The organism is Aeromonas sp. SER (assembly GCF_038739615.1).
Taxonomy (GTDB): Bacteria; Pseudomonadota; Gammaproteobacteria; order Enterobacterales; family Aeromonadaceae; genus Aeromonas; species Aeromonas jandaei.
Genome location: NZ_JBCGFC010000013.1, coordinates 49,189 through 69,952 on the forward strand (window position 1 = coordinate 49,189; position 20,764 = coordinate 69,952).

The following is a 20,764-nucleotide window of genomic DNA, read 5'->3' on the forward strand; positions in this document are numbered from 1 at the left end:
AGAGATGTTTCAGATTCTACATTTTGAAAAACCGATCCCGTTTATGCGCTATGCCAAAACGGGTGTGGTCTTCTCTTCCGTGCTGATGGTGATCGCCCTCTTCTTTCTGTTTGATCGGGGCCTGAACTGGGGTCTGGACTTCACCGGTGGTACCACCATCGAAGTGGGGTTCCAGCAGTCGGTGAGCCTGGACAAGATGCACCAGGTGCTGGAAGAGCAGAAGATTGAAGGGGCGAGCCTGCAACACTTCGGCTCCAGCCGTGATGTGCTGTTCCGCCTGACTCCGAAAGAGGGTGTTAAGGTAGAGGAGCAGGGTAACGAGGTGCTGGCTGCTGCCAAGCTGCTGGATCCCGGTGCCGTGCTCAAGCGCGTCGAGTTCGTCGGTCCCTCCGTGGGTGACGAGCTGGCGACCGATGGTGCACTGGCCATGCTGGCTTCCATCATCTGTATCCTGATCTACGTGGCGGTGCGTTTTGAATGGCGTCTGGCCATGGGCGGCATCCTCTCGCTGGTGCACGACGTGGTGATCACCCTCGGTGTCTTTGCCTACTTCCAGTACGAGTTCGACCTGACCGTACTGGCGGCATTGATGACCCTGGTGGGTTACTCCCTGAACGATACCATCGTGGTGTTCGACCGCTTGCGGGAGAACTTCCGCAAGGTGCGCAAAGGGGATACCGACTACATTCTGGATCTCTCCATGACCGAGACCCTGAGCCGTACCATCATCACCTCCGGCCTCACCTTCGTGGTGGTGCTGGCGCTGCTGCTCAAGGGCGGCGCGCTGATCCACGGTTTTGCCGTGGCCATGGTGATCGGTGTGGCCTTCGGTACCTACTCCTCCATCTATGTTGCGAGTGCATTTGCCATGTTCCTCGGCGTCAAGCGCGAGCACATGCTGCCAACCCAGGTAGAGAAAGAGGGTGCGGATCAACAGGAAATCCTGCCGTAAACCACGAAAGAGCGCCGCAAGGCGCTCTTTTCTTTTTCGCTGTTGTCGTATGCTGACGCAGATGATTTCAACAAAAGGAGCTTGCCATGCAACACAATCCCCGTTTTCTGGCGCTGGTAGAAGGGATCCGCTCCCGCGTAGCCGAGACCGATGTCCACCAGATCAAGCGCTGGCAGGATGAGGGGCGCACTTTTCATCTGATCGATGTGCGGGAAGAGAGCGAGTGGGCCAAAGGTCATCTGCCCGGCGCCCTCTATCTGGGCCGTGGCGTGATTGAGCGCGATATCGAGACCCGTTTTCCCGATGTCGATACCGAGCTTTACCTCTACTGTGGCGGCGGTTTTCGCTCCATTCTGGCGGCAGACAATCTGCAACAGATGGGTTATCGCAAGGTGATCAGTGTCGATGGTGGTTTTCGCGGCTGGCTGGAGGCCGGATACCCTGTCGAATCCTGATTTATTTGAGAGAGATAGGCTGAGCTACATGACAAAGCGACGGTTGACCTTTACCATATGCGGGGTCAAGCGTAAGCGTCGGAGTGTTCATTGAACGTCAGGAAAGGGATTGGATACCTCCTCGGTATCCTGTTGCTGCTCCCTATGTGGGGTTGCAGCAGTAGCAGTCAGGTTAATTCCCCTCAGGTTCCCAAGCCGCAGCCTGCATCTCTGGTGTTGGCGACCCCTTTGCAGGTCTCCTACCAGAGCGAGCTGGCGCTAGCTCGACTCGGGCAGATGCTCAGCGAGATGGAGTTGACCACGGAGCAGCGTGCCGAGCTGTTCTATGAGCGTGCAGTGGTCTTTGATCGCGTTGGTTTGCGCTCCCTTGCGCGGCTCGATTTCAACCGTGCCTTGCGGGAGAAGCCCGATTTCGCCGAAGCCTACAACTTCATCGGCGTCTATCTGGTGCAGCAGCAGAATTATGACGAAGCCTACGAGGCATTCGATTCGGCGCTCGAACTGGCGCCCGATTACGACTATGCCTACCTGAACCGTGGCATCGCGCTCTACTACGGCAATCGCCCGGAGCTGGCAGCCGCCGATATGAAACGCTTCTACGAGGCGCAGCCGGAAGACCCTTACCGGGTGATCTGGCTCTATCTGGCCGAGCAGAAACTCGATCCTGCAGCGGCCATGAGCCGGATGCGCGAGCGTCTCAACAAGTACGATGACGACGCCTGGAACTGGGATCTGGTTCGTCTCTACACCGGCGAGATGAATGCCACCGAGTTGATGGGCAATGTGGTCAAAGGGGTGAAGGATAACCGGGAGCTCGCCGAGCGCCTGTGCGAAACCTACTTCTATCTGGGCAAGTACGAGCTGGGTCGGGGCAACCGCAAGGAGGCGATCAGCTACTTCAAGCTGGCGCTTTCCAACAACGTCTACGACTTCATCGAGCATCGCTATGCCTTGCTGGAGCTGGAGCTGATGGCACGCAAGCCGCTGCCTCCCGGCGCACAGAGTGGCCAGAGCAAGAGCGACCGCCCCTCCTGAGGGAGCGTGAAAGTGTAAAAAAGGCCTCATTGCGAGGCCTTTTTGTTTTTGCGTGGTTTGCGTTTATTCCACCAGGCTCATGCCGGGGATCTGGCGCCAGTAGCCATTGCACTCGCTCCCTTTGTGCAGGGGGAGCGGCGCGTCCCCTTGCTGGTTGGCCTTGAAGCGAGCCAGCATCTCCAGCGTCTCCATTCCTTGTGGGGAGAGACGCACCACATCCACCAGACCTGCCATCCCGGCCAGATCGTTGCCCAGGTTATAGCAGTAACCGGACTGGGTCTGGATACCGTTGAGGTTGAATACGCGCTGCCCCTCGCGGCTGTTGGCCAGTCGCCCGATGGGGTAGTTGATGCAGGCGAGTTCGCAGTTGTCTTTCGGCTTGTCGAGAGAGCGGGCGGTAAAGCAGCGTGCCGAGTAGGCGAGCGGCAGGTGGCCGTATGCGAACACCTCCACTTCGAACTGCTGGCGCGTCGCCCCCAGATCCTGCTCAAGCTGTACCAGCCAGTCCCGTGAAAGCTCCACCGGCATGACCCAGCGCTTCATCCCCTGCTTGAGCAGCATGCGCAACACATCGGCATTGTAGGCGTTGATGGCCGGGCCACAGACAAATGGAAGGTTCGCTTCATGGGCAAGCTGGACTGTGCCCAGATCGTTGGCTTCGACCATCAGATCGCCATTGTCGACCAGCCGTTTCACCTCTTTCAGCTCGGAGGGGGCAGAGATGAGCGCCAGCGTCGATAGCACCACCTGCTTGCCGGAGCTCGCCACTTCGCGGGCGAGGGAGATCCAGTCATCGACTTTCAGTTCGCGTCGCTTGCTGCAGACGGTTTCCCCGAGATAGACGATATCTGCTTTGCTTTGGGCTGCGGCGCGGTAAAAGGCTTCGGTATCGGCTTTGGGCCAGTAGAAGAGCAGGGGCCCGAGAGAGAAGTTCATGGATAGGGGCTCCTTATTGCCACTGACGATGATAGGCGCCAAGGGTAGTCTGGCTACCTTCGGAAACACGGGCGAGCTGGGCATCCCATTCTGCTTTGACCTGATAGGCCTCGGGATTGGCCTGATAGGCGTCGATGGCGGCGCGCCAGACCCGGGTTACCTGCTCCACGTAGGCAGGGCTGCGCTGACGACCTTCGATCTTGACCGACTGGATACCGGTCTGGAACAGCTCGGGCAAGAGACCCAGGGTATTGAGACTGGTGGGCTCCTCCAGCGCGTGGTAGGTCTGGCCATCCACTTCGAAACGCCCCTTGCACAGGGTCGGGTAGCCGGCATTCTCACCGGGGCCGTAGCGGTCGATCAGCACCTCGTTGAGTCGTGATTCGAGGCCGTTCGGGGTCTCTTCCCAGCGCACGAATTTGGCCGGCGAGCAGGCGCCGACGGTGTTGGGGCTCTCGCCCGTCATATAGGAGGAGAGGTAGCAGCGCCCCTCGGCCATGATGCAGAGACTGCCAAAGGCAAAAACCTCAAGGCCAACATCGGTCTCGCGTGCCAGCTGTTTCACCTGATGCATGGAGAGCACCCGTGGCAGCACCACCCGTTTGACATTGAACTGTTGCTGATAGAAGCGGATGGCGGCAGCATTGGTCGCGCTGGCCTGCACCGAGACATGCAGCTCCATGTCGGGATAACGGCGGCTGGCATAATCGAGCACGGCAAGGTCGGCAATGATGAGAGCATCGGCACCGAGAGCCACCCCGCGGTCGACCGCCTGCTTCCAGCGAGCATCGGCACCAGGATGGGCGAAGGTATTGATGGCGATATGAAGTTTGCGATCATGCTGATGCACATAATCTACCGCCTTCTCCAGCTTGCTGTCGGTAAAGTTGAGACCGGCAAAGTGGCGGGCATTGGTGTCATCCTTGAAACCGATATAAACGGCATCGGCCCCGTTATCCACGGCGGTTTTCAGTGCCGGCAAACTACCTGCCGGACAGAGTAATTCCATTGGTACGCTCCGAGAGTGCATATGAAGGGCAAACGAGCCCTGATTGTATGCACCGCCGCACCTTGGCTTTTTGACCTGAGGCAGCTTTGTGTGGCTTTCCCCATCTTGACCCAACTCTGCACAAGTTTGATTTCCAACAGGATCTTGCCGGCATCCCTGTGCTTGAATGCGCAAAACAAAGGAGTCCATCGTGTTTCAACAACTGCAACGTCGCCTGGTCGAGCAGGCGCCCCGTCTCTTGCGTCATCCGCTCAAGCTGGTTCCCTTCAATCTGCAAAAGCAGCTGATGGAGAGTTTGCTGGCACGGGTATTCAAGGAAGCCATCGCGGATGGCGATTTCGAGTTCCTGGCAGACAAGTGGCTGAAAGTAGAGGTCACCGATCTAGAGCTCTGCTGGTATATCAGCGAGCAGTGCGGTCAACTGGTCGTGGCAAAAAGCTGCGAGCAGGCCGATGTCTGTTTTAGCGGCACCGCCAACGATCTCATCCTGATTGCCGGTCGCAAGGAGGATCCTGACGCGCTCTTCTTCCAGCGCAAGCTGAAGATTGAAGGGGATACCGAGCTGGGACTGGAGGTGAAAAACCTGATGGACAGCCTGGACATCGATGGGCTGCCGGTGCTGATGAAGTACCCCCTGATGGATCTGGCCACCTTTATCGAGCAGGCTCGAACCGGATCAGCGCAGACTCCGATTCAGACGGCGGCGGGCGGGATCCCGTCGTAAGTGAATCGTCACGCCGTGGGCATGGCGGCGATAACGATGCCGTGCCCAAAGGCAGTGACCAGCCCACAGACAAGGCACCAGTGCCAGCAGGGCTTGTGGCGCAGGCAACTGCGCCATGGCCAGTCCCAGCGCGAGCCAGACAAAGGGCTGGGCTTCATAAAGCCATTCCGGTTGCAGCCAGCGTTTGGTTGGAAAGATGATGAGGTCGGTGCGCCGGTAGCTGGAGCGCATCATCCAGGTGGCTGCGCCGGCGATATACAAGAGTGCGCCTGCAAACCAGAGCAGGGGCTGGTTGCCGAGGGTGATCATTGCTGTGGCCGCCAGCAGATAGAGGCTGGGCAATTTCTCGTAGATAAACGGAGGAAGCATAGCCGGATCTCTCCTGTGAACTATTCCACATATCCATTAAGTCTAGTTTTTCCTCCTCTTTGCCTCATGCCGGTTTGTTATACCAGCGCCCGCTTTTGTTCTGAAATGGGATGCCTTTAACGGTGCCAAAATAGCGCTCTCTTATGTTATAATTGCGCGCCATTTTTGACTGAAGATTGATAGGGCATGTTGGATCAGATTCGTATCGTTTTGGTAAATACCTCTCATACCGGCAACATGGGTTCTGCGGCGCGCGCCATGAAGACCATGGGGCTCACCCAAATGGTACTGGTTGATCCGCAAGCTTTACCGGATGGCAACGCCAACGCCCTTGCCGCAGGTGCCAGCGACATTCTGGCCAATGCCCGTATCGTCCCGACCCTCGATGAAGCCATCGCTGACTGTGGTCTGGTGATTGGCACCAGCGCACGCTCACGCACTCTGAGCTGGCCCATGCTCGATCCCCGCGAAGCGGGCAAGATGGCGGTAGCCGAAGGGATGAAGCATCCTGTTGCGCTGGTTTTTGGTCGCGAGCGGACCGGCCTGACCAACGATGAGCTGCAGAAGTGCCACTACCATGTGGCCATTCCGGCCAACCCCGAATACAGCTCCCTCAACCTCGCCATGGCGGTACAGACCCTCTGCTACGAAGTGCGGATGCACTGGTTGCAGGGTCAGGAAGAGGTTGCTGAAGATATGGCTCAGGATTACCCCAGTGCCGAACAGCTGGAGGGGTTTTACCTGCATCTGGAGCAGACGCTGCTCAAGACCGGTTTCATCACCGATGATCATCCGGGGCAGGTGATGAACAAGCTGCGCCGCCTGTTCAACCGGGCTCGTCCGGAGTCGGTTGAGCTCAATATTCTGCGGGGCATTCTTACCTCGGTGCAAAAGACGAGACCGCAGGGATAAACCCGACTGGATTACTCAACCATATACTTGACTGATTTGGTCGGGTATGTGACCATGTGCCCATTGAATTGGTTCGCAAGACGGTAAGGCACATGAGACTGACTTCAAAAGGACGTTACGCTGTAACCGCCATGCTCGACGTGGCGCTGCATGCAGAGCAGGGGCCTGTTCCCCTCGCCGATATTTCCGAGCGCCAGGGCATCTCCTTGTCCTATCTCGAGCAGCTGTTTGCCCGCCTGCGCAAACATGGCCTGGTGAGCAGCGTGCGCGGCCCCGGTGGCGGTTATCGCCTAGGGTTGGCCCCTGACGAGATTTCGGTCGGCCAGGTGATCACTGCGGTTGACGAGTCGGTGGATGCCACCAAGTGCCTCGGCAAAGGGGGCTGTCATGGCGGTACCCAGTGCCTGACCCACTCCCTCTGGCGTGATTTGAGCGAGCGGATCTCCAGTTTCCTCGGCGAGATCACCCTGGCCGAGCTGGTTCGCCAGGCCGATGTACGCCGGATTGCCGGCAAGCAAGATGAACAGATGAAAAGCGTGTTGTCCCTGATTGAACGGGCAGAACACGGCGATGTGAGCTTGAAAGTCCAACTATAAACGTGCTTTCCACAGCGGGATTCTGTATGACCCGAACTGTGACGGAGAAAAACATGAAACTGCCTATTTACCTTGATTATTCGGCAACCTGTCCGGTGGACCCGCGTGTCGCAGAAAAAATGATGCAGTGTCTCACCATGGATGGCCTGTTTGGCAATCCGGCTTCCCGTTCTCACCGTTTCGGCTGGCAGGCCGAAGAGGCGGTAGATCTGGCCCGTAATCAAGTGGCAGAGCTTATTGGTGCTGACCCGCGCGAGATCGTCTTTACCTCCGGTGCGACCGAGTCTGACAACCTGGCAATCAAGGGTGTTGCCCACTTCTATGCCAGCAAAGGCAAGCACATCATCACCTCCAAAACCGAACACAAAGCGGTGCTCGACACCTGTCGTCAACTGGAGCGTGAAGGCTTCGAGGTGACCTATCTCGAGCCGATGCCAAACGGTCTCTTCACTCTCGAGATGATCGAGAACGCCATGCGTGACGACACCATTCTGGTCAGCATGATGCACGTGAACAACGAGATCGGCGTGATCCAGGACATCAAAGGGCTGGGCGAACTGTGCCGCTCCCGCAAGATCCTGCTGCACGTCGATGCCGCCCAGAGCGTGGGCAAGGTCGAGATCGACGTTGAAGCGATGAAGATTGACCTGCTCTCTCTCTCCGCCCACAAGATCTACGGTCCGAAAGGGATCGGTGCGCTTTACGTACGCCGCAAGCCGCGCGTACGTATCGAAGCCCAGATGCACGGTGGCGGTCATGAGCGCGGCATGCGTTCCGGCACCCTGCCGACTCACCAGATCGTTGGCATGGGTGAAGCCTTCCGTATCGCCAAGGAAGAGATGGCAAGCGAGCACGAGCGCGTGATGACCCTGCGTCAGCGTCTGTGGGATGGCCTGAAAGATATCGAAGCCGTCTACCTCAACGGCGATCTGGAGCAGCGTGTTTCCGGCAACCTCAACGTCAGCTTCGCCTATGTGGAAGGGGAATCCCTCATCATGGCGCTCAAGGATCTGGCGGTCTCTTCCGGTTCTGCCTGTACCTCTGCCAGTCTGGAACCCTCCTACGTGCTGCGTGCGCTGGGTCTGAACGACGAGCTGGCTCACAGCTCCATCCGTTTCAGCATCGGTCGCTTCACCACCGAAGAAGAGATTGACTACGCGGTCAAGCTCATTCGTGACTCTATCGGTCGTCTGCGCGAGATGTCTCCGCTGTGGGAGATGTACAAGGATGGCGTTGATCTGAACACGGTCGAATGGGCTCATCACTGATCACTTCAGTGAGCAACAGAATTAGCAGGAGTTAGATATGGCTTACAGTGAAAAAGTAATCGACCACTACGAAAATCCGCGCAACGTCGGTGGTTTTGACAAGAATGATCCCAGCGTTGCAACCGGCATGGTGGGTGCACCTGCCTGTGGCGACGTGATGAAGCTGCAGCTGAAGATCAGCGAAGAGGGCATCATCGAAGATGCCAAGTTCAAGACCTATGGTTGCGGCTCAGCCATCGCCTCCAGCTCCCTGGTGACCGAATGGGTCAAGGGCAAGACGCTGGACGAAGCGGCCGGCATCAAGAACACCGACATCGCCGAAGAGCTGGCTCTGCCGCCGGTGAAGATCCACTGCTCCATTCTGGCCGAGGATGCCATCAAGGCCGCCATCGCCGATTACAAGCAGAAGAAAGGTCTCTAAGCGCCGGAGAGCAGTATGGCTATTACCATGACAGATGCCGCCGCGGCACGGGTTTCCTCTTTTCTGACCAACCGGGGCAAGGGCATTGGCCTGCGCCTCGGCGTCAAGACCACCGGCTGCTCGGGCCTTGCCTATGTGCTCGAGTTTGTCGATGAGCTTACCGGAGAAGATCAGGTATTCGAGCAGCAGGGCGTCAAGATTATTGTCGATGCCAAGAGCCTCATCCATCTGGATGGCACCGAGCTGGATTTCGTCAAAGAGGGGCTCAACGAGGGCTTCAAATTCAACAACCCCAACGCCAAAGGCGAGTGTGGTTGTGGCGAAAGCTTCAGTGTCTAAGAGGATTGCATGAACCATTTCGAGCTGTTTGGGCTGGTTGAAGGCTTCGAGCTCGATACCCGGCAGCTGGCCGACACCTACCGTCAGCTGCAGACCCAGTTTCATCCCGATCGTTTCGCCACTGCTCCCGAGCGGGAGCAGCTGGCAGCGGTACAGCGTGCCGCCCAGATCAACGACGCATTCACCACCCTCAAGGCGCCGCTGCGCCGTGCCGAATATCTGCTCTCTCTGCGTGGCACCGATATTCGTGGCGAACAGCAGACCCTGCAAGACACGGCTTTTCTGATGCAGCAGCTTGAATGGCGCGAGCGTCTGGCCGATCTGAAAGGTGACGCTGACCCTGAGCGCGCCATCAAGGATTTTCGCCGCGAGATCAGGCATGATCACCAGCTGTTGATGCAGCAGCTGACCGACTCGCTTGCCACTGGCAACGATCCTGTCGCCGCCGACTGCGTTCGCAAACTCAAGTTTGTCGACAAGCTCCTCGAAGAGCTGGAACGATTCGAAGACTCGCTCCTCGAGTCTTGATCCTTTAACGCTGGAAGTCTCATTACCCATGGCATTACTGCAAATCGCCGAACCCGGCCAGAGCGCTGTACCCCATCAGCACAAGCGTGCCGTCGGCATCGATCTCGGTACCACCAATTCTCTCGTCGCTGCAGTGCGCAGCGGTCAGGCCGCCACTCTCAGTGATGAACAGGGGCGTGACCTGCTCCCCTCTGTCGTTCACTATCAGGCGGATGCAATCCGGGTGGGCTTCGATGCCAAGCGTGAAGCGGCGCTCGACCCGCACAATACCATCGTCTCGGTCAAACGTATGATGGGCAAGGCGTTGGCCGATATCGATACCCGCCAGCAGCCTTATCAATTCGTGGCAGCCGACAACGGCATGCCGCAGTTGCAGACCCGTCAGGGGCTGGTCAACCCTGTGCAGGTCTCAGCCGAGATCCTCAAAAAATTGGCCGAGCGCGGCGCCCAGACCTTGGGTGGCGATCTCGATGGTGTGGTCATCACCGTGCCCGCCTATTTTGATGATGCTCAGCGTCAGGGCACCAAGGATGCGGCTCGTCTGGCCGGTCTGCACGTGCTGCGTCTGCTCAACGAGCCGACCGCCGCAGCCATCGCCTATGGCCTCGACTCCGGTCAGGAAGGGGTTATCGCGGTCTATGACCTGGGTGGCGGCACCTTCGATATCTCTATTTTGCGTCTGCACCGCGGTGTATTCGAAGTGATGGCGACCGGCGGTGATTCCGCCCTCGGTGGCGATGATTTTGATCACCTGCTGGCTGACTGGATTAAAGATCAAGCCGGTTTGACCGGCGAGCTGGATGCCCGTTTGCAGCGTGAGTTGCTGGATGTGGCTGCCGCCGTCAAACACGGTCTGACCGATGCCGACAGTGTTCCCTGCACCTTTGCCGGCTGGCAGGGCTCGGTGAGCCGCAGCCAGTTTGATGAGCTCATTGCGCCGCTGGTGAAACGCACCCTACTGGCTTGCCGCCGCGCCCTGCGCGATGCGGGTCTCGAGCAGGTGGAAGTGCTGGAGGTGGTGATGGTGGGGGGCTCCACCCGGGTGCCGCTGGTGCGCGAGATGGTGGGCGAGTTCTTTGGTCGCACGCCGCTCACCAGTATCGATCCCGACAAGGTGGTGGCCATCGGCGCTGCCGTTCAGGCTGATATTCTGGTGGGCAACAAACCAGATGCCGAGATGCTGCTGCTGGACGTCATCCCGCTCTCCCTGGGTCTTGAGACCATGGGTGGCCTCGCCGAGAAGGTGATCCCGCGCAATACCACCATACCGGTGGCCCGCGCCCAGGAGTTCACCACCTTCAAGGATGGTCAGACTGCGATGGCCATCCACGTGGTGCAGGGGGAGCGTGAGCTGGTGGCGGATTGCCGCTCCCTGGCCCGTTTTACCCTGACCGGTATTCCGCCGATGGCCGCCGGTGCCGCCCATATTCGCGTCACGTTCCAGGTGGATGCGGATGGTCTGCTCTCGGTCAGCGCCATGGAGAAATCCTCCGGCGTGCAGGCCGAGATCCAGGTCAAGCCTTCTTATGGGCTGGCAGAGGAGGATATCCTCAACATGCTGAGCGCTTCCATCGAGAATGCCCATCAGGATATGGATGCCCGCATGCTGGCAGAGCAGCAGGTTGAAGCTGACCGGGTGGTCGAGAGCCTCAATGCCGCGCTGGCTGCCGATGGCGATGCACTGCTCAATGCGGCAGAGCGTGCCGAGATAGACGGCGCCATCGCCCATCTGCTGGCCATGCGTCAGGCGGGGAGTACCAACCAAATCAAAGAAGCCATCGAGGCGGCGGATGCTGCCAGTGGCGAGTTTGCAGCCCGCCGGATGGATGCTTCCATTCGTAAGGTGCTGACCGGACAAAACGTCAACAAGGTGTAATATGCCAAAACTGATCATTCTTCCTCATCCCGTGCTCTGTCCGGATGGCGCTGCCCTCGAAGGGGAGAGCGGCGAGACCATTCTGGATGTGGCGCTGCGCAACGGCATCGAGATTGAGCATGCTTGCGAGAAGTCCTGTGCCTGTACCACCTGCCACTGTGTGGTGCGTGAAGGCTTTGACTCCCTCGAGCCGAGCGACGAGCTGGAAGACGACATGCTGGACAAGGCGTGGGGGCTGGAGCCGGAATCCCGCCTCAGCTGCCAGGCCAAACTGGCTGATGAGGATCTGGTGGTTGAGCTGCCCAAGTACACCCTGAACCTCGCCTCTGAACGCCATTAATTACACACAAGTGAATTGCACGTGCAGCATCCATCGGTGCTTCAGTGATATGGTGAAGGCCGTGACCCCTTTGGGGCACGGCCTTTTTTGTATTCGTTCTTACCTGTTTGCGCATTAAAACAGTGCCAGTAAAAAAGGAAGCAAGAGAAGATGGCTGACATGATGAAGGTAGGGTTGTCCACCCAGGCTGCGGCCGCTCACTGGGGCGAGGGTGCCCTGCTCAGTTTCAATGGCGATGAAGCCACTATTCACCTCGGCACTCTCTCTGTTGAGAAAGAGGTGCTGCGCGCTGTGCAGCGTGCTGCCCGTCGCCTCGAGTCGAGCGGGATCAAGCGGGTTGCGCTGGCCGGTGAAGGTTGGGATCTGGAGCGTCGCTACGCGTTCGCTCAGGGTTTCTACGCCGCCAAGGGAGTCCGTGAACTGGATTTCGGCCAGCAGAGCGACGCGGATGCCCGCGAGCTGGATGGCTTGCTCAAGGCGACCCGCTGGGTACGCGAGATCACCAATGGCACCCCGGAGGAGATCTACCCCATGAGTCTGGCGGAGTCGGCGCTGCTGCTGATCCGCGGTCTGGCTGGCGACAAGGTGACCGCCCGCATCACGGCCGGTGAAGCGCTGCGCGAGTCGGGCCATATCGGGATCTGGTCGGTGGGCCGTGGCAGCGAGCGCGAGCCTGTGCTGCTGGAGCTCGACTACAACCCGACCGGTGATCGCAACGCCCCGGTCGTTGCAGCGCTGGTGGGCAAGGGGATCACTTTTGACTCCGGTGGCTACTCCATGAAGTCCTCTGACAACATGCTGCCGATGAAGTCCGATATGGGGGGGGCCGCCATGGTGACCGGTGCGCTGGCGCTGGCCATCAGCCGCGGTCTGAACCAGCGGGTGAAGTTGATCCTCTGCTGCGCCGAGAACCTGGTCTCGGGCCACGCATTCAAGCTGGGCGACATCCTCACCTACAAGAACGGCATTTCGGTCGAGATCCAGAATACCGATGCCGAAGGGCGTCTGGTGCTGGCCGATGGCCTGATGGCCGCCTCCGACAGTGGCGCGGCCTATATCCTCGATGCTGCCACCCTGACCGGTGCGGCCAAGATGGCGCTGGGCCGCGACTACAATGCGGTGTTCGCCCTCGATGAAGCCGAGCAGGCCCGCACACTGGCCGCCGCCAAAGCGGAAAACGAGCAGGCCTGGGCACTGCCGCTGGAGCCCTGGCATGCTGGCCAGCTCACCTCGGCCTTTGCCGATCTGGGCAACGTCGCTTCGGCTGAAGGGACCGCTGGTGCCACTACGGCGGCCGCTTTCCTCTCCCGCTTTGTGCGCGATGAAGGCAAGGGATGGGTACACCTGGATCTGGCCGCTTCTTACCAGAAAGCAGGCAACGATCTGTGGGCGACCGGCGCCAAGGGCCATGGCCTGCGTACTATCGCCCGCTGGCTGCAGGAGGTGAGCGCATGAACGTCTGGTTGAGCCGGGAATTGGCCCCTGCCGAGTGGGGGGAGGGGGCGCTGCTCTCGCACCGCGCCGATGGCATGGTGATCCATATGACAACGACCAATGCCTTGCTGGATATTCAGCAAGCGGCGCGTCGTCTCTGCCAGCAGGGAATCCAGAAGGTGTCTCTGGCTGGCCACTGGGAGCGTGAGCAACAGTGGGCCTTTGCCCAGGGCTTGCAAACCCCCAAGGCCGAGGTGCAATTGCAGTGGGCCATGTCCTCGGAAGAGGACAGAGAGGAGCTGGAAGCTCGCTGGCTCTGTGGCCGCTGGGTGCGGGAGATGACCAATGCCACGCCGGAGCAGCTGGGGCCGCTGGAGTTGGCGGTTGAAGCGGCCTCCTTTATTACCGAGCTGGCGCCGGACAAGGTGAGCCACCGCATTCTCAAGGGTGAAGCGCTGCAACAGGCGGGCTGGGTCGGCCTCTATCAGGTCGGCCGTGGCAGCGAGCGCGAGCCGGTGCTGCTGGAGCTCGACTTCAATCCGGGGCGGGATCCCAAGGCGCCGGTGGCGGCGGCTCTGGTGGGCAAGGGGATCACCTTTGACTCAGGTGGCTACTCCATGAAGAGCTCCGAGGGGATGCTCACCATGAAGTGCGACATGGGCGGCGCCGCCATCGTGACCGGCGCACTGGCGCTGGCCATGCTGCGCGGGCTCGACAAGCGGGTGAAGCTCATCCTCTGCTGCGCCGAGAATCTGGTCTCCGGTCATGCCTACAAGCTGGGGGACATCCTCACCTACAAGAACGGCACCACGGTTGAGATCGTCAACACCGATGCCGAGGGGCGGCTGGTGCTGGCGGACGGCCTGCAACTGGCGAGCGAGTCCGGTGCGCCGCTGATCATCGATGCCGCAACCCTGACCGGTGCGGCAGTGATGGCGCTGGGTGGACGTTACAACGCCCTGTTCGGTCTCGACAAGGGGCTGGTGAGCCGGGCCATGGCGTACGCCGATGCTGAGCAGGAGCCGGCCTGGCCACTGCCGCTGGAACCCTGGCACCGCCAGCAGTGTCCTTCCCACTATGCCGACACGGCCAACAGTCGTCCGGTCAAGGGGGGCGGGCCGGGTGGCGCCTCCAATGCCGCGGGCTTCCTCTCCCGCTTCGTCGCCAATGAGGGGGAGGGGTGGCTTCACATTGATCTGGCTGCCTGCTTCAGTGACAACGGCGACAGCCTGTGGGCACCAGGGGCCAATACCCTGGGGATGCGTACCATAGCGCACACGCTGCTGGCAGAAGTACTTTAAGCATGACAAGGCACCTTCGGGTGCCTTTTTACCGATGGTTGAATAGTGAGCAAAAGATGGCGTTTTGTTGGTTTCAGGAGACTATCGTGCGCAAGCGCACATATTTTCCCGCTCTGCTCGGTCAAGATGAGTATGAATGTTGAATGCAGGGGAGTGATGTTTAATAAAAAGTTGCTTGTTTGTGTGTTTTTCCGGTTTTTGTTTACGTATAATCGCCAGCGAACATGGATTCTAACAATAAAACACTGTAGTTAAGGAAAGATATCAATGGCCATCGAACGTACCTTCTCTATCGTCAAGCCGGATGCTGTCAGCAAGAACCTGATCGGTGCCATCTATAGCCGTTTCGAAAGCGCAGGCTTGAAGGTGGTGGCATCCAAAATGCTGCGGATGAGCAGCGAGCAGGCAGCCGGTTTCTATGCCGAACATCAGGGCAAGCCTTTTTATGACGCACTGGTCAGCTTCATGACTTCCGGCCCCGTTATGGTACAGGTGCTGGAAGGGGAAGATGCCATCCGTCGCAACCGTGAAATCATGGGCGCAACCAACCCGAAAGAGGCGCTGGCCGGTACCCTGCGTGCCTGCTACGCCGAGAGCATCGATCGCAACGCCGTGCACGGCTCCGATGCACCGGCATCCGCTGCCCGCGAAATTGCTTACTTCTTCTCTGACAACGAGATCTGCCCGCGCGGCTGATTTTCGTGGATGATGACCCAAGGGAGCCTCGGCTCCCTTTGTTGTTTTGGTCGTTCTGCCAATATCCCTCTATTCTCCAGGTGGAAAGCCGCACCCATAATTTGTACAATGCCGCCCCCTGACGTCGTCAGCCAATAATTGATTGAAGTGTTTGAACCGAGGCCATTGATGAGCGAAACAAAAATCAACCTGCTGGATCTTGATCGGGATGCCATGCGTGCCTTCTTCGTCGAACTGGGCGAGAAGCCGTTCCGGGCAGATCAGGTCATGAAGTGGATCTATCACTTTGGTTGTGATGATTTCGATCAGATGACCAACGTCAACAAGGTGCTCAAGGAGCGCCTGAAAGAGATCGCCGAGATCAAGGCGCCCGAGATCAGCCGCGAACAGCGCTCTTCCGATGGCACCATCAAGTGGGCGTTGCAGGTGGGCGATCAGGAAGTTGAGACTGTCTACATCCCGGAAGATGACCGCGCGACCCTCTGCGTCTCCTCCCAGGTGGGCTGTGCGCTGGAGTGCAAGTTCTGCTCCACGGCTCAGCAAGGCTTCAACCGCAACCTCAAAGTCTCCGAGATTATCGGTCAGGTGTGGCGTGCGGCCCGTGTTGTGGGGGGCAAGCGCCCCATCACCAACGTGGTGATGATGGGGATGGGTGAGCCGCTGCTCAACCTCGCCAACGTGGTGCCGGCCATGCGCCTGATGATGGATGACTACGGCTTTGGCATCTCCAAGCGCCGCGTTACCATCTCCACCTCCGGTGTGGTGCCGGCGCTCGACATGCTGGGCGACCAGATCGACGTGGCACTGGCCATCTCTCTGCACGCACCGAACGACAAGCTGCGCTCCGAGATCATGCCGATCAACGACAAGTACAACATCGAGGCCTTCCTCGCTGCGGTTCGTCGCTATCTGGGCAAATCCAACGCCAACGGTGGTCGGGTGACCGTCGAGTATGTGCTGCTCGATCATATCAATGACGATATGCAGCATGCCCACGAGTTGGCCAAGGTGCTCAAGGATACCCCGAGCAAGATCAACCTGATCCCGTTCAACCCCTTCCCGGGCAACCCCTATGGCAAGCCGAGCAACAGCCGGATCGATCGCTTCTCCAAGGTGCTGATGGAGTACGGTTTCACCGTGATCGTTCGCAAGACCCGTGGTGACGATATCGATGCCGCTTGCGGCCAGCTGGTGGGCGACGTGATTGACCGCACCAAGCGCACCATCAAAAATCGGATGCAACAGGATGGGATTTCCGTCAAAATGGTTTAATTGCTAAGCCATTGTATAGACAGGGAATGGATACACGTACATTGATGGTAGTGGCAGCGCTTAGTGCGCTGCCAGGTTGTGTGACCGAGACCACTTACGCTGGCCAGAATTCCACCCAGCGTGAGTCGGGGCCCGATCTGAAGGCGGCGGCCCAGACCCGCATCGATCTCGGTATTCAATATCTGCAGCAGGGCAATGCCGAACAGGCCAAGTTCAATCTTGATCGCGCCCTCAAATATGACCCCTCCAATCCAGCGGTTCAGATCGGCTTCGCCTATTTCTATCAACAGGTCGGTGATTTCAAGGCGGCCGAGACCAGCTACAAGAACGCCCTGGCCATGGATCCGTCCAATGCTGACGCAATGAACAACTATGGCGCCTTTTTGTGTGACCGCGGCCGTTATGACGAGGCAGACAAGGCGTTCAACCAGGCTGTTATTCAGCCAGGTTACGTGAAAATTGCCGATACCTATGAAAATGCGGCACTTTGCGCCCAGCAAAATCATAGAAATGATAAAGCAAACGAGTACTATCGCCTGGCCTTGGGGTATAATCCCCGCAACCCAAGGTTATTGCTGGACTTGGCCGAGCTTTCCATGAAAGATGGCAAGCTGCCTGATGTGCAGTCCTACCTCGTCCGTTTTGCAGAAGTGTCAGACGAGAACGAGGACAGTCTCTGGTTGAGATTGCGGCTGGCACAGGCAATGGACAAACCGGCATTACTCCACCAATTCGGGAATGAGCTGGTAAGGCAATATCCCACTTCGCAACAAGCCAAGCGTTATTTAGCCAATGACTACTGAACAGCAACACGATTTTCAAGACGACACCCAGGCAGTGGGCCCAGGCCAGCTGCTGCGCAACGCCCGTGAACAGCTCGGCTGGACACGAGAACAGGTTGCGTCCCGCATTCACCTTCGTCTGACCCTGATTGCCGCTATCGAATCGGATACGTACGACAAGCATACGTCTCATACCTTTATCCGGGGCTATCTGCGCACCTACGCCAAGCTGGTGGGGATCCCGGAGGAGACCATTCTTGCTGCCTACGATAAGCTGGGGCTGACGCCGCCCGACAATATCGACATGCAGAGCTTCTCGCGCCGCTCCCGTCAGCAGGCGAGCGACAGCCGTCTGAAAGTCGTGACCTGGCTGGTGATCCTGGTGCTGATTGCGCTCTCAGTTGCCTGGTGGTGGCAGAGCACGACTCGCCGCTCTGCCGGGGATGAGGCGCTGGCCGCGACCGAAATGAGCACAACCGCAGCGCCAACTGCCGACACCGCAACCGTTGCGGTGGCCAATGATGCAACTGTGCCGGCTCAGGATGTCTCTGCCGCGGCAGCTACCCTCATGGCCCCGACTGCTGCTGTTTCCGACGCGGCTGCCACCCTGGCTCCGGCTTCTGCTGCCGTGGCGTTGACCGACGCCAGCGGCGCCGTCAGCACGGTGGCCGATGTTGCCGCATCCGGTGCCACTGCGACCCAATCTGAAGAGACTGTCGTTGATCCGGCAACTGCGCCGCAACTCAAGATGAGCTTTACCGCCGACTGCTGGCTGGATGTGAAGGATGCCAAGGGCAAGACTCTCTTCAGCGGTCTGAAGAAGGCAAATGACGAGCTGGTACTGGAAGGTGCCGAGCCCCTGAAGTTCATCATTGGCGCGCCGATGGCGGTCAAGCTCGACTACAAGGGCAAATCCTTTGATATGAGCCGTTACAACAACGGTCGTACTGCCCGCTTCTCACTGCCGCAGGAGTAATCTGTTCGTTATGTCCGCACACGAATCTCCCATTATTCGTCGTAAATCACGGCAGATCATGGTTGGCAATGTACCGGTAGGGGGCGATGCCCCCATTACGGTGCAGACCATGACCAACACCAAGACCACCGATGTCGCCGCCACTGTCGAGCAGATCCAGCGGATCGAGCGGGTCGGTGCCGATATCGTCCGGGTTTCCGTGCCCACCATGGAGGCGGCGGAAGCCTTCAAGCTGATCAAACAGCAGACTCGCATTCCCATCGTCGCCGATATCCATTTTGACTATCGCATCGCCCTGAAAGTGGCCGAGTATGGCGCTGACTGCCTGCGTATCAATCCGGGCAACATTGGCAACGAGCAGCGTGTCCGCTCCGTTGTCGATTGCGCGCGCGACCTCAATATCCCGATCCGTATCGGGGTCAATGGCGGGTCGCTGGAGAAGGATATTCAGGAGAAGTATGGCGAGCCGACCCCGGAGGCTCTGGTGGAGTCCGCCATGCGTCACGTCGAATATCTCGATCGCCTCGATTTCCAGAACTTCAAGGTAAGCGTCAAGGCATCTGATGTATTCCTCGCCGTGGGCGCCTATCGCCTGCTGGCCAAGCAGATCGAGCAGCCGCTCCATCTGGGCATCACCGAAGCGGGCGGTTTCCGTGCCGGTGCGGTGAAGTCCTCCATTGGCCTTGGCATGCTGCTGGCTGACGGTATTGGCGATACCCTGCGCATCTCGCTGGCCGCTGATCCGGTAGAAGAAGTGAAGGTCGGTTTCGACATCCTCAAATCCCTGCGGATCCGCTCCCGTGGCATCAACTTCATCGCTTGCCCCTCCTGCTCCCGTCAGGAGTTCGACGTCATTGGCACTGTCAATGCGCTGGAAGAGCGGCTCGAAGACATCATCACCCCGATGGATGTCTCCATCATCGGCTGTGTGGTCAACGGGCCGGGCGAAGCGCTGGTTTCCGATCTCGGTCTTGCCGGTGCGGCCAACAAGAGTGCCTTCTACGAAGGGGGGCAGCGCGTTGACCGGCTCGACAACAAGGATCTCATCCCGACCCTTGAGCGCCGCATTCGTGCCCGAGCTGCCATGCTGGACCCGGTTAACCGGATCCTGGTGGACAAGGATTGAACGGACAGGGGCCACTTCGGGTGGCCCTCTTTCCAGGTGACTGATTTTACACCCCGCTTGCGGATTCCCTGATTTTACCTCGGGGGTGAAAATCCCTATAATGCGGCCAAATTTTACCTCTTTTTCTCGAGTATCAACGTGGCAAAACAGATCCAAGCTATTCGCGGTATGAATGATTGCCTGCCGGAGCAGAGCCCGGTATGGCAGAAGGTTGAACAGATCCTGCGCCAGGTCGTTGCCAGCTATGGCTACAGCGAAGTGCGCATGCCGATTGTCGAGCAGACCCATCTGTTCAAGCGCGCCATCGGTGAAGTGACCGACGTGGTCGAAAAAGAGATGTACACCTTTGAAGATCGCAATGGCGACAGCCTGAGCCTGCGTCCGGAAGGGACTGCCAGCTGCGTCCGCGCTGGTATCGAACACGGCCTGCTCTACAACCAGGAGCGCCGGATGTGGTATATGGGCCCCATGTTCCGTCACGAGCGTCCCCAGAAGGGTCGTTATCGCCAGTTCCACCAGTTCGGTGTCGAGCTGTTTGGCATCAACGGGCCGGATATCGACGCCGAGCTCATCATGCTGACCAACCGCCTGTGGCGCCTGTTCGGTATCAGCGAGCATGTCACCCTGCAGCTCAACACTCTGGGCCAGAGTGCCGAGCGTGCCGCTTACCGCGATGCGCTGGTTGCCTATCTGGAGCAGTACAAGGATCAGCTGGACGAAGAGAGCCAGCGCCGCATGTACAGCAACCCGCTGCGAGTGCTCGACTCCAAGGACGAGAAAGTGCAGGCCGTGCTGGTCGGTGCACCCCGTCTGTTCGACCATCTGGGCGAAGAGAGTCTGGCTCACTTCGAGGGGCTCAAGCGCCTGCTCGATTCTGCCGGCATCAAGTACGAAGTGAACGAGCGTCTGGTGCGTGGCCTCGACTATTACAACCTCACCGTATTCGAGTGGGTGACCAACAGCCTGGGTGCCCAGGGCACCGTCTGTGCCGGTGGCCGCTATGACGGTCTGGTGGAGCAGCTGGGTGGCCAGCCGACGCCTGCAGTCGGGTTCGCCATGGGCATGGAGCGTCTGGTGCTGATGCTGGAGACCCTTGAGCTCAACGGCGACATTCGCCCGGCGGTTGATGTCTATCTGGCGATGGTGGGCGAGGGGACCGAGCAGGCTGGCTTCCAGCTGGCCGAGCGTCTGCGTGATGCGCTGCCGGATTTGCGCCTGATGAGCCACTGCGGCGGCGGCAACTTCAAGAAACAACTCAAGCGTGCCGACAAGAGTGGCGCGTCTATCGCCCTGATCCTTGGTGAGACCGAGGTGCAAAACGGGGAGATCACTATCAAATATCTGCGTGGTCAGGCCGAGCAACAGACCGTCAAGGTTGACGCCGCCATTGCCCTGCTGGCAGCCAAAGGAGAGTAAG

Annotated in this window: 23 protein-coding genes; 20 read left to right on the forward strand and 3 right to left on the reverse strand. The window is 58.9% G+C overall.

The window, feature by feature from the left end; translation table 11 throughout:
• The first annotated feature begins 4 nt into the window (after nucleotides 1-4).
• The 3 genes from secF to nlpI all read left to right on the forward strand — a co-directional run bounded on the left by secF (nucleotide 5) and on the right by nlpI (nucleotide 2,442).
• Complete coding sequence (gene secF / locus AAHA41_RS17595; protein WP_033114488.1) at nucleotides 5-952, forward strand: protein translocase subunit SecF; 948 nt, start codon at nucleotides 5-7, stop codon at nucleotides 950-952.
• Between the two features lie 86 nt (nucleotides 953-1,038).
• Nucleotides 1,039-1,407 carry a rhodanese-like domain-containing protein gene (locus tag AAHA41_RS17600; RefSeq protein ID WP_323069819.1) on the forward strand — a complete coding sequence of 123 codons (369 nt, stop codon included), beginning with the start codon at nucleotides 1,039-1,041 and terminating at the stop codon, nucleotides 1,405-1,407.
• Nucleotides 1,408-1,497: 90 nt separating this feature from the next.
• Nucleotides 1,498-2,442, forward strand: a complete 945-nt coding sequence (gene nlpI, locus AAHA41_RS17605; protein WP_323069821.1) for a lipoprotein NlpI — start codon at nucleotides 1,498-1,500, stop codon at nucleotides 2,440-2,442.
• Between the two features lie 63 nt (nucleotides 2,443-2,505).
• Here the strand turns inward: nlpI and AAHA41_RS17610 are convergent, their stop codons facing one another.
• Together AAHA41_RS17610 and AAHA41_RS17615 are read right to left on the reverse strand one after the other, a co-directional pair.
• Nucleotides 2,506-3,378 carry a U32 family peptidase gene (locus AAHA41_RS17610; protein WP_323069822.1) on the reverse strand — a complete coding sequence of 291 codons (873 nt, stop codon included), beginning with the start codon at nucleotides 3,376-3,378 and terminating at the stop codon, nucleotides 2,506-2,508.
• A 13-nt stretch (nucleotides 3,379-3,391) separates the two neighbouring features.
• Nucleotides 3,392-4,387, reverse strand: coding sequence for a peptidase U32 family protein (locus tag AAHA41_RS17615; protein ID WP_041207411.1), 996 nt, complete (start codon nucleotides 4,385-4,387; stop codon nucleotides 3,392-3,394).
• A gap of 190 nt (nucleotides 4,388-4,577) precedes the next feature.
• Here AAHA41_RS17615 and AAHA41_RS17620 point away from each other — a divergent pair, with 190 nt between their 5' ends.
• Complete coding sequence (locus tag AAHA41_RS17620; RefSeq protein WP_215801456.1) at nucleotides 4,578-5,111, forward strand: SCP2 domain-containing protein; 534 nt, start codon at nucleotides 4,578-4,580, stop codon at nucleotides 5,109-5,111.
• On the opposite strand, the gene AAHA41_RS17625 is transcribed toward AAHA41_RS17620, so the two are convergent.
• On the reverse strand, nucleotides 5,064-5,480 hold the full coding sequence (locus tag AAHA41_RS17625; protein ID WP_215801455.1) for a hypothetical protein: 417 nt from the start codon (nucleotides 5,478-5,480) through the stop codon (nucleotides 5,064-5,066). The genes AAHA41_RS17620 and AAHA41_RS17625 overlap by 48 nt on opposite strands.
• A 186-nt stretch (nucleotides 5,481-5,666) precedes the next feature.
• Between AAHA41_RS17625 and trmJ the strand changes: the two genes are divergently transcribed.
• The 16 genes from trmJ to hisS all read left to right on the forward strand — a co-directional run bounded on the left by trmJ (nucleotide 5,667) and on the right by hisS (nucleotide 20,763).
• A complete protein-coding gene (trmJ, locus tag AAHA41_RS17630; RefSeq protein ID WP_182925655.1) occupies nucleotides 5,667-6,392 on the forward strand; it encodes a tRNA (cytosine(32)/uridine(32)-2'-O)-methyltransferase TrmJ in 726 nt (241 codons plus the stop codon).
• Nucleotides 6,393-6,484: 92 nt separating this feature from the next.
• The gene (iscR, locus tag AAHA41_RS17635) at nucleotides 6,485-6,988 is read left to right on the forward strand and encodes a Fe-S cluster assembly transcriptional regulator IscR (protein ID WP_041207415.1); all 504 of its coding nucleotides are present in this window, start codon (nucleotides 6,485-6,487) and stop codon (nucleotides 6,986-6,988) included.
• 53 nt (nucleotides 6,989-7,041) lie between these two features.
• Entirely contained in the window at nucleotides 7,042-8,256 is a 1,215-nt protein-coding gene (locus AAHA41_RS17640; protein ID WP_041207416.1) for an IscS subfamily cysteine desulfurase, read from the forward strand.
• 37 nt (nucleotides 8,257-8,293) lie between these two features.
• Complete coding sequence (gene iscU, locus AAHA41_RS17645) at nucleotides 8,294-8,677, forward strand: Fe-S cluster assembly scaffold IscU (RefSeq protein WP_033114498.1); 384 nt, start codon at nucleotides 8,294-8,296, stop codon at nucleotides 8,675-8,677.
• Between the two features lie 15 nt (nucleotides 8,678-8,692).
• Nucleotides 8,693-9,016 carry an iron-sulfur cluster assembly protein IscA gene (iscA, locus tag AAHA41_RS17650; protein ID WP_041207418.1) on the forward strand — a complete coding sequence of 108 codons (324 nt, stop codon included), beginning with the start codon at nucleotides 8,693-8,695 and terminating at the stop codon, nucleotides 9,014-9,016.
• Nucleotides 9,017-9,025: 9 nt separating this feature from the next.
• Nucleotides 9,026-9,544 (forward strand): co-chaperone HscB, encoded by a 519-nt coding sequence (gene hscB, locus AAHA41_RS17655; protein WP_215801453.1) that lies wholly within the window; start codon nucleotides 9,026-9,028, stop codon nucleotides 9,542-9,544.
• 28 nt (nucleotides 9,545-9,572) lie between these two features.
• Nucleotides 9,573-11,420, forward strand: coding sequence for a Fe-S protein assembly chaperone HscA (gene hscA / locus AAHA41_RS17660; protein WP_323069825.1), 1,848 nt, complete (start codon nucleotides 9,573-9,575; stop codon nucleotides 11,418-11,420).
• 1 nt (nucleotide 11,421) lies between these two features.
• Nucleotides 11,422-11,760 carry an ISC system 2Fe-2S type ferredoxin gene (gene fdx, locus AAHA41_RS17665; RefSeq protein ID WP_033114502.1) on the forward strand — a complete coding sequence of 113 codons (339 nt, stop codon included), beginning with the start codon at nucleotides 11,422-11,424 and terminating at the stop codon, nucleotides 11,758-11,760.
• Between the two features lie 150 nt (nucleotides 11,761-11,910).
• The gene (pepB, locus tag AAHA41_RS17670) at nucleotides 11,911-13,215 is read left to right on the forward strand and encodes an aminopeptidase PepB (RefSeq protein ID WP_323069826.1); all 1,305 of its coding nucleotides are present in this window, start codon (nucleotides 11,911-11,913) and stop codon (nucleotides 13,213-13,215) included.
• A complete protein-coding gene (gene pepB, locus AAHA41_RS17675) occupies nucleotides 13,212-14,495 on the forward strand; it encodes an aminopeptidase PepB (protein ID WP_323092170.1) in 1,284 nt (427 codons plus the stop codon). Before pepB (AAHA41_RS17670) ends, pepB (AAHA41_RS17675) begins: the two co-directional genes overlap by 4 nt.
• Before the next feature lie 267 nt (nucleotides 14,496-14,762).
• Entirely contained in the window at nucleotides 14,763-15,191 is a 429-nt protein-coding gene (gene ndk / locus AAHA41_RS17680; RefSeq protein ID WP_041207423.1) for a nucleoside-diphosphate kinase, read from the forward strand.
• 168 nt (nucleotides 15,192-15,359) lie between these two features.
• Entirely contained in the window at nucleotides 15,360-16,463 is a 1,104-nt protein-coding gene (locus AAHA41_RS17685) for a bifunctional tRNA (adenosine(37)-C2)-methyltransferase TrmG/ribosomal RNA large subunit methyltransferase RlmN (protein WP_041207424.1), read from the forward strand.
• Between the two features lie 11 nt (nucleotides 16,464-16,474).
• The gene (tapF, locus tag AAHA41_RS17690) at nucleotides 16,475-17,266 is read left to right on the forward strand and encodes a PilW family type IVa pilus biogenesis/stability lipoprotein TapF (RefSeq protein ID WP_323069828.1); all 792 of its coding nucleotides are present in this window, start codon (nucleotides 16,475-16,477) and stop codon (nucleotides 17,264-17,266) included.
• The gene (rodZ, locus tag AAHA41_RS17695; RefSeq protein ID WP_208736143.1) at nucleotides 17,256-18,221 is read left to right on the forward strand and encodes a cytoskeleton protein RodZ; all 966 of its coding nucleotides are present in this window, start codon (nucleotides 17,256-17,258) and stop codon (nucleotides 18,219-18,221) included. The genes tapF and rodZ overlap by 11 nt, the downstream gene beginning before the upstream one ends.
• Nucleotides 18,222-18,231: 10 nt before the next feature.
• A complete protein-coding gene (ispG, locus tag AAHA41_RS17700) occupies nucleotides 18,232-19,347 on the forward strand; it encodes a flavodoxin-dependent (E)-4-hydroxy-3-methylbut-2-enyl-diphosphate synthase (RefSeq protein WP_033114509.1) in 1,116 nt (371 codons plus the stop codon).
• Nucleotides 19,348-19,485: 138 nt separating this feature from the next.
• Complete coding sequence (gene hisS, locus AAHA41_RS17705; RefSeq protein WP_033114510.1) at nucleotides 19,486-20,763, forward strand: histidine--tRNA ligase; 1,278 nt, start codon at nucleotides 19,486-19,488, stop codon at nucleotides 20,761-20,763.
• Nucleotide 20,764: the final 1 nt, after the last annotated feature.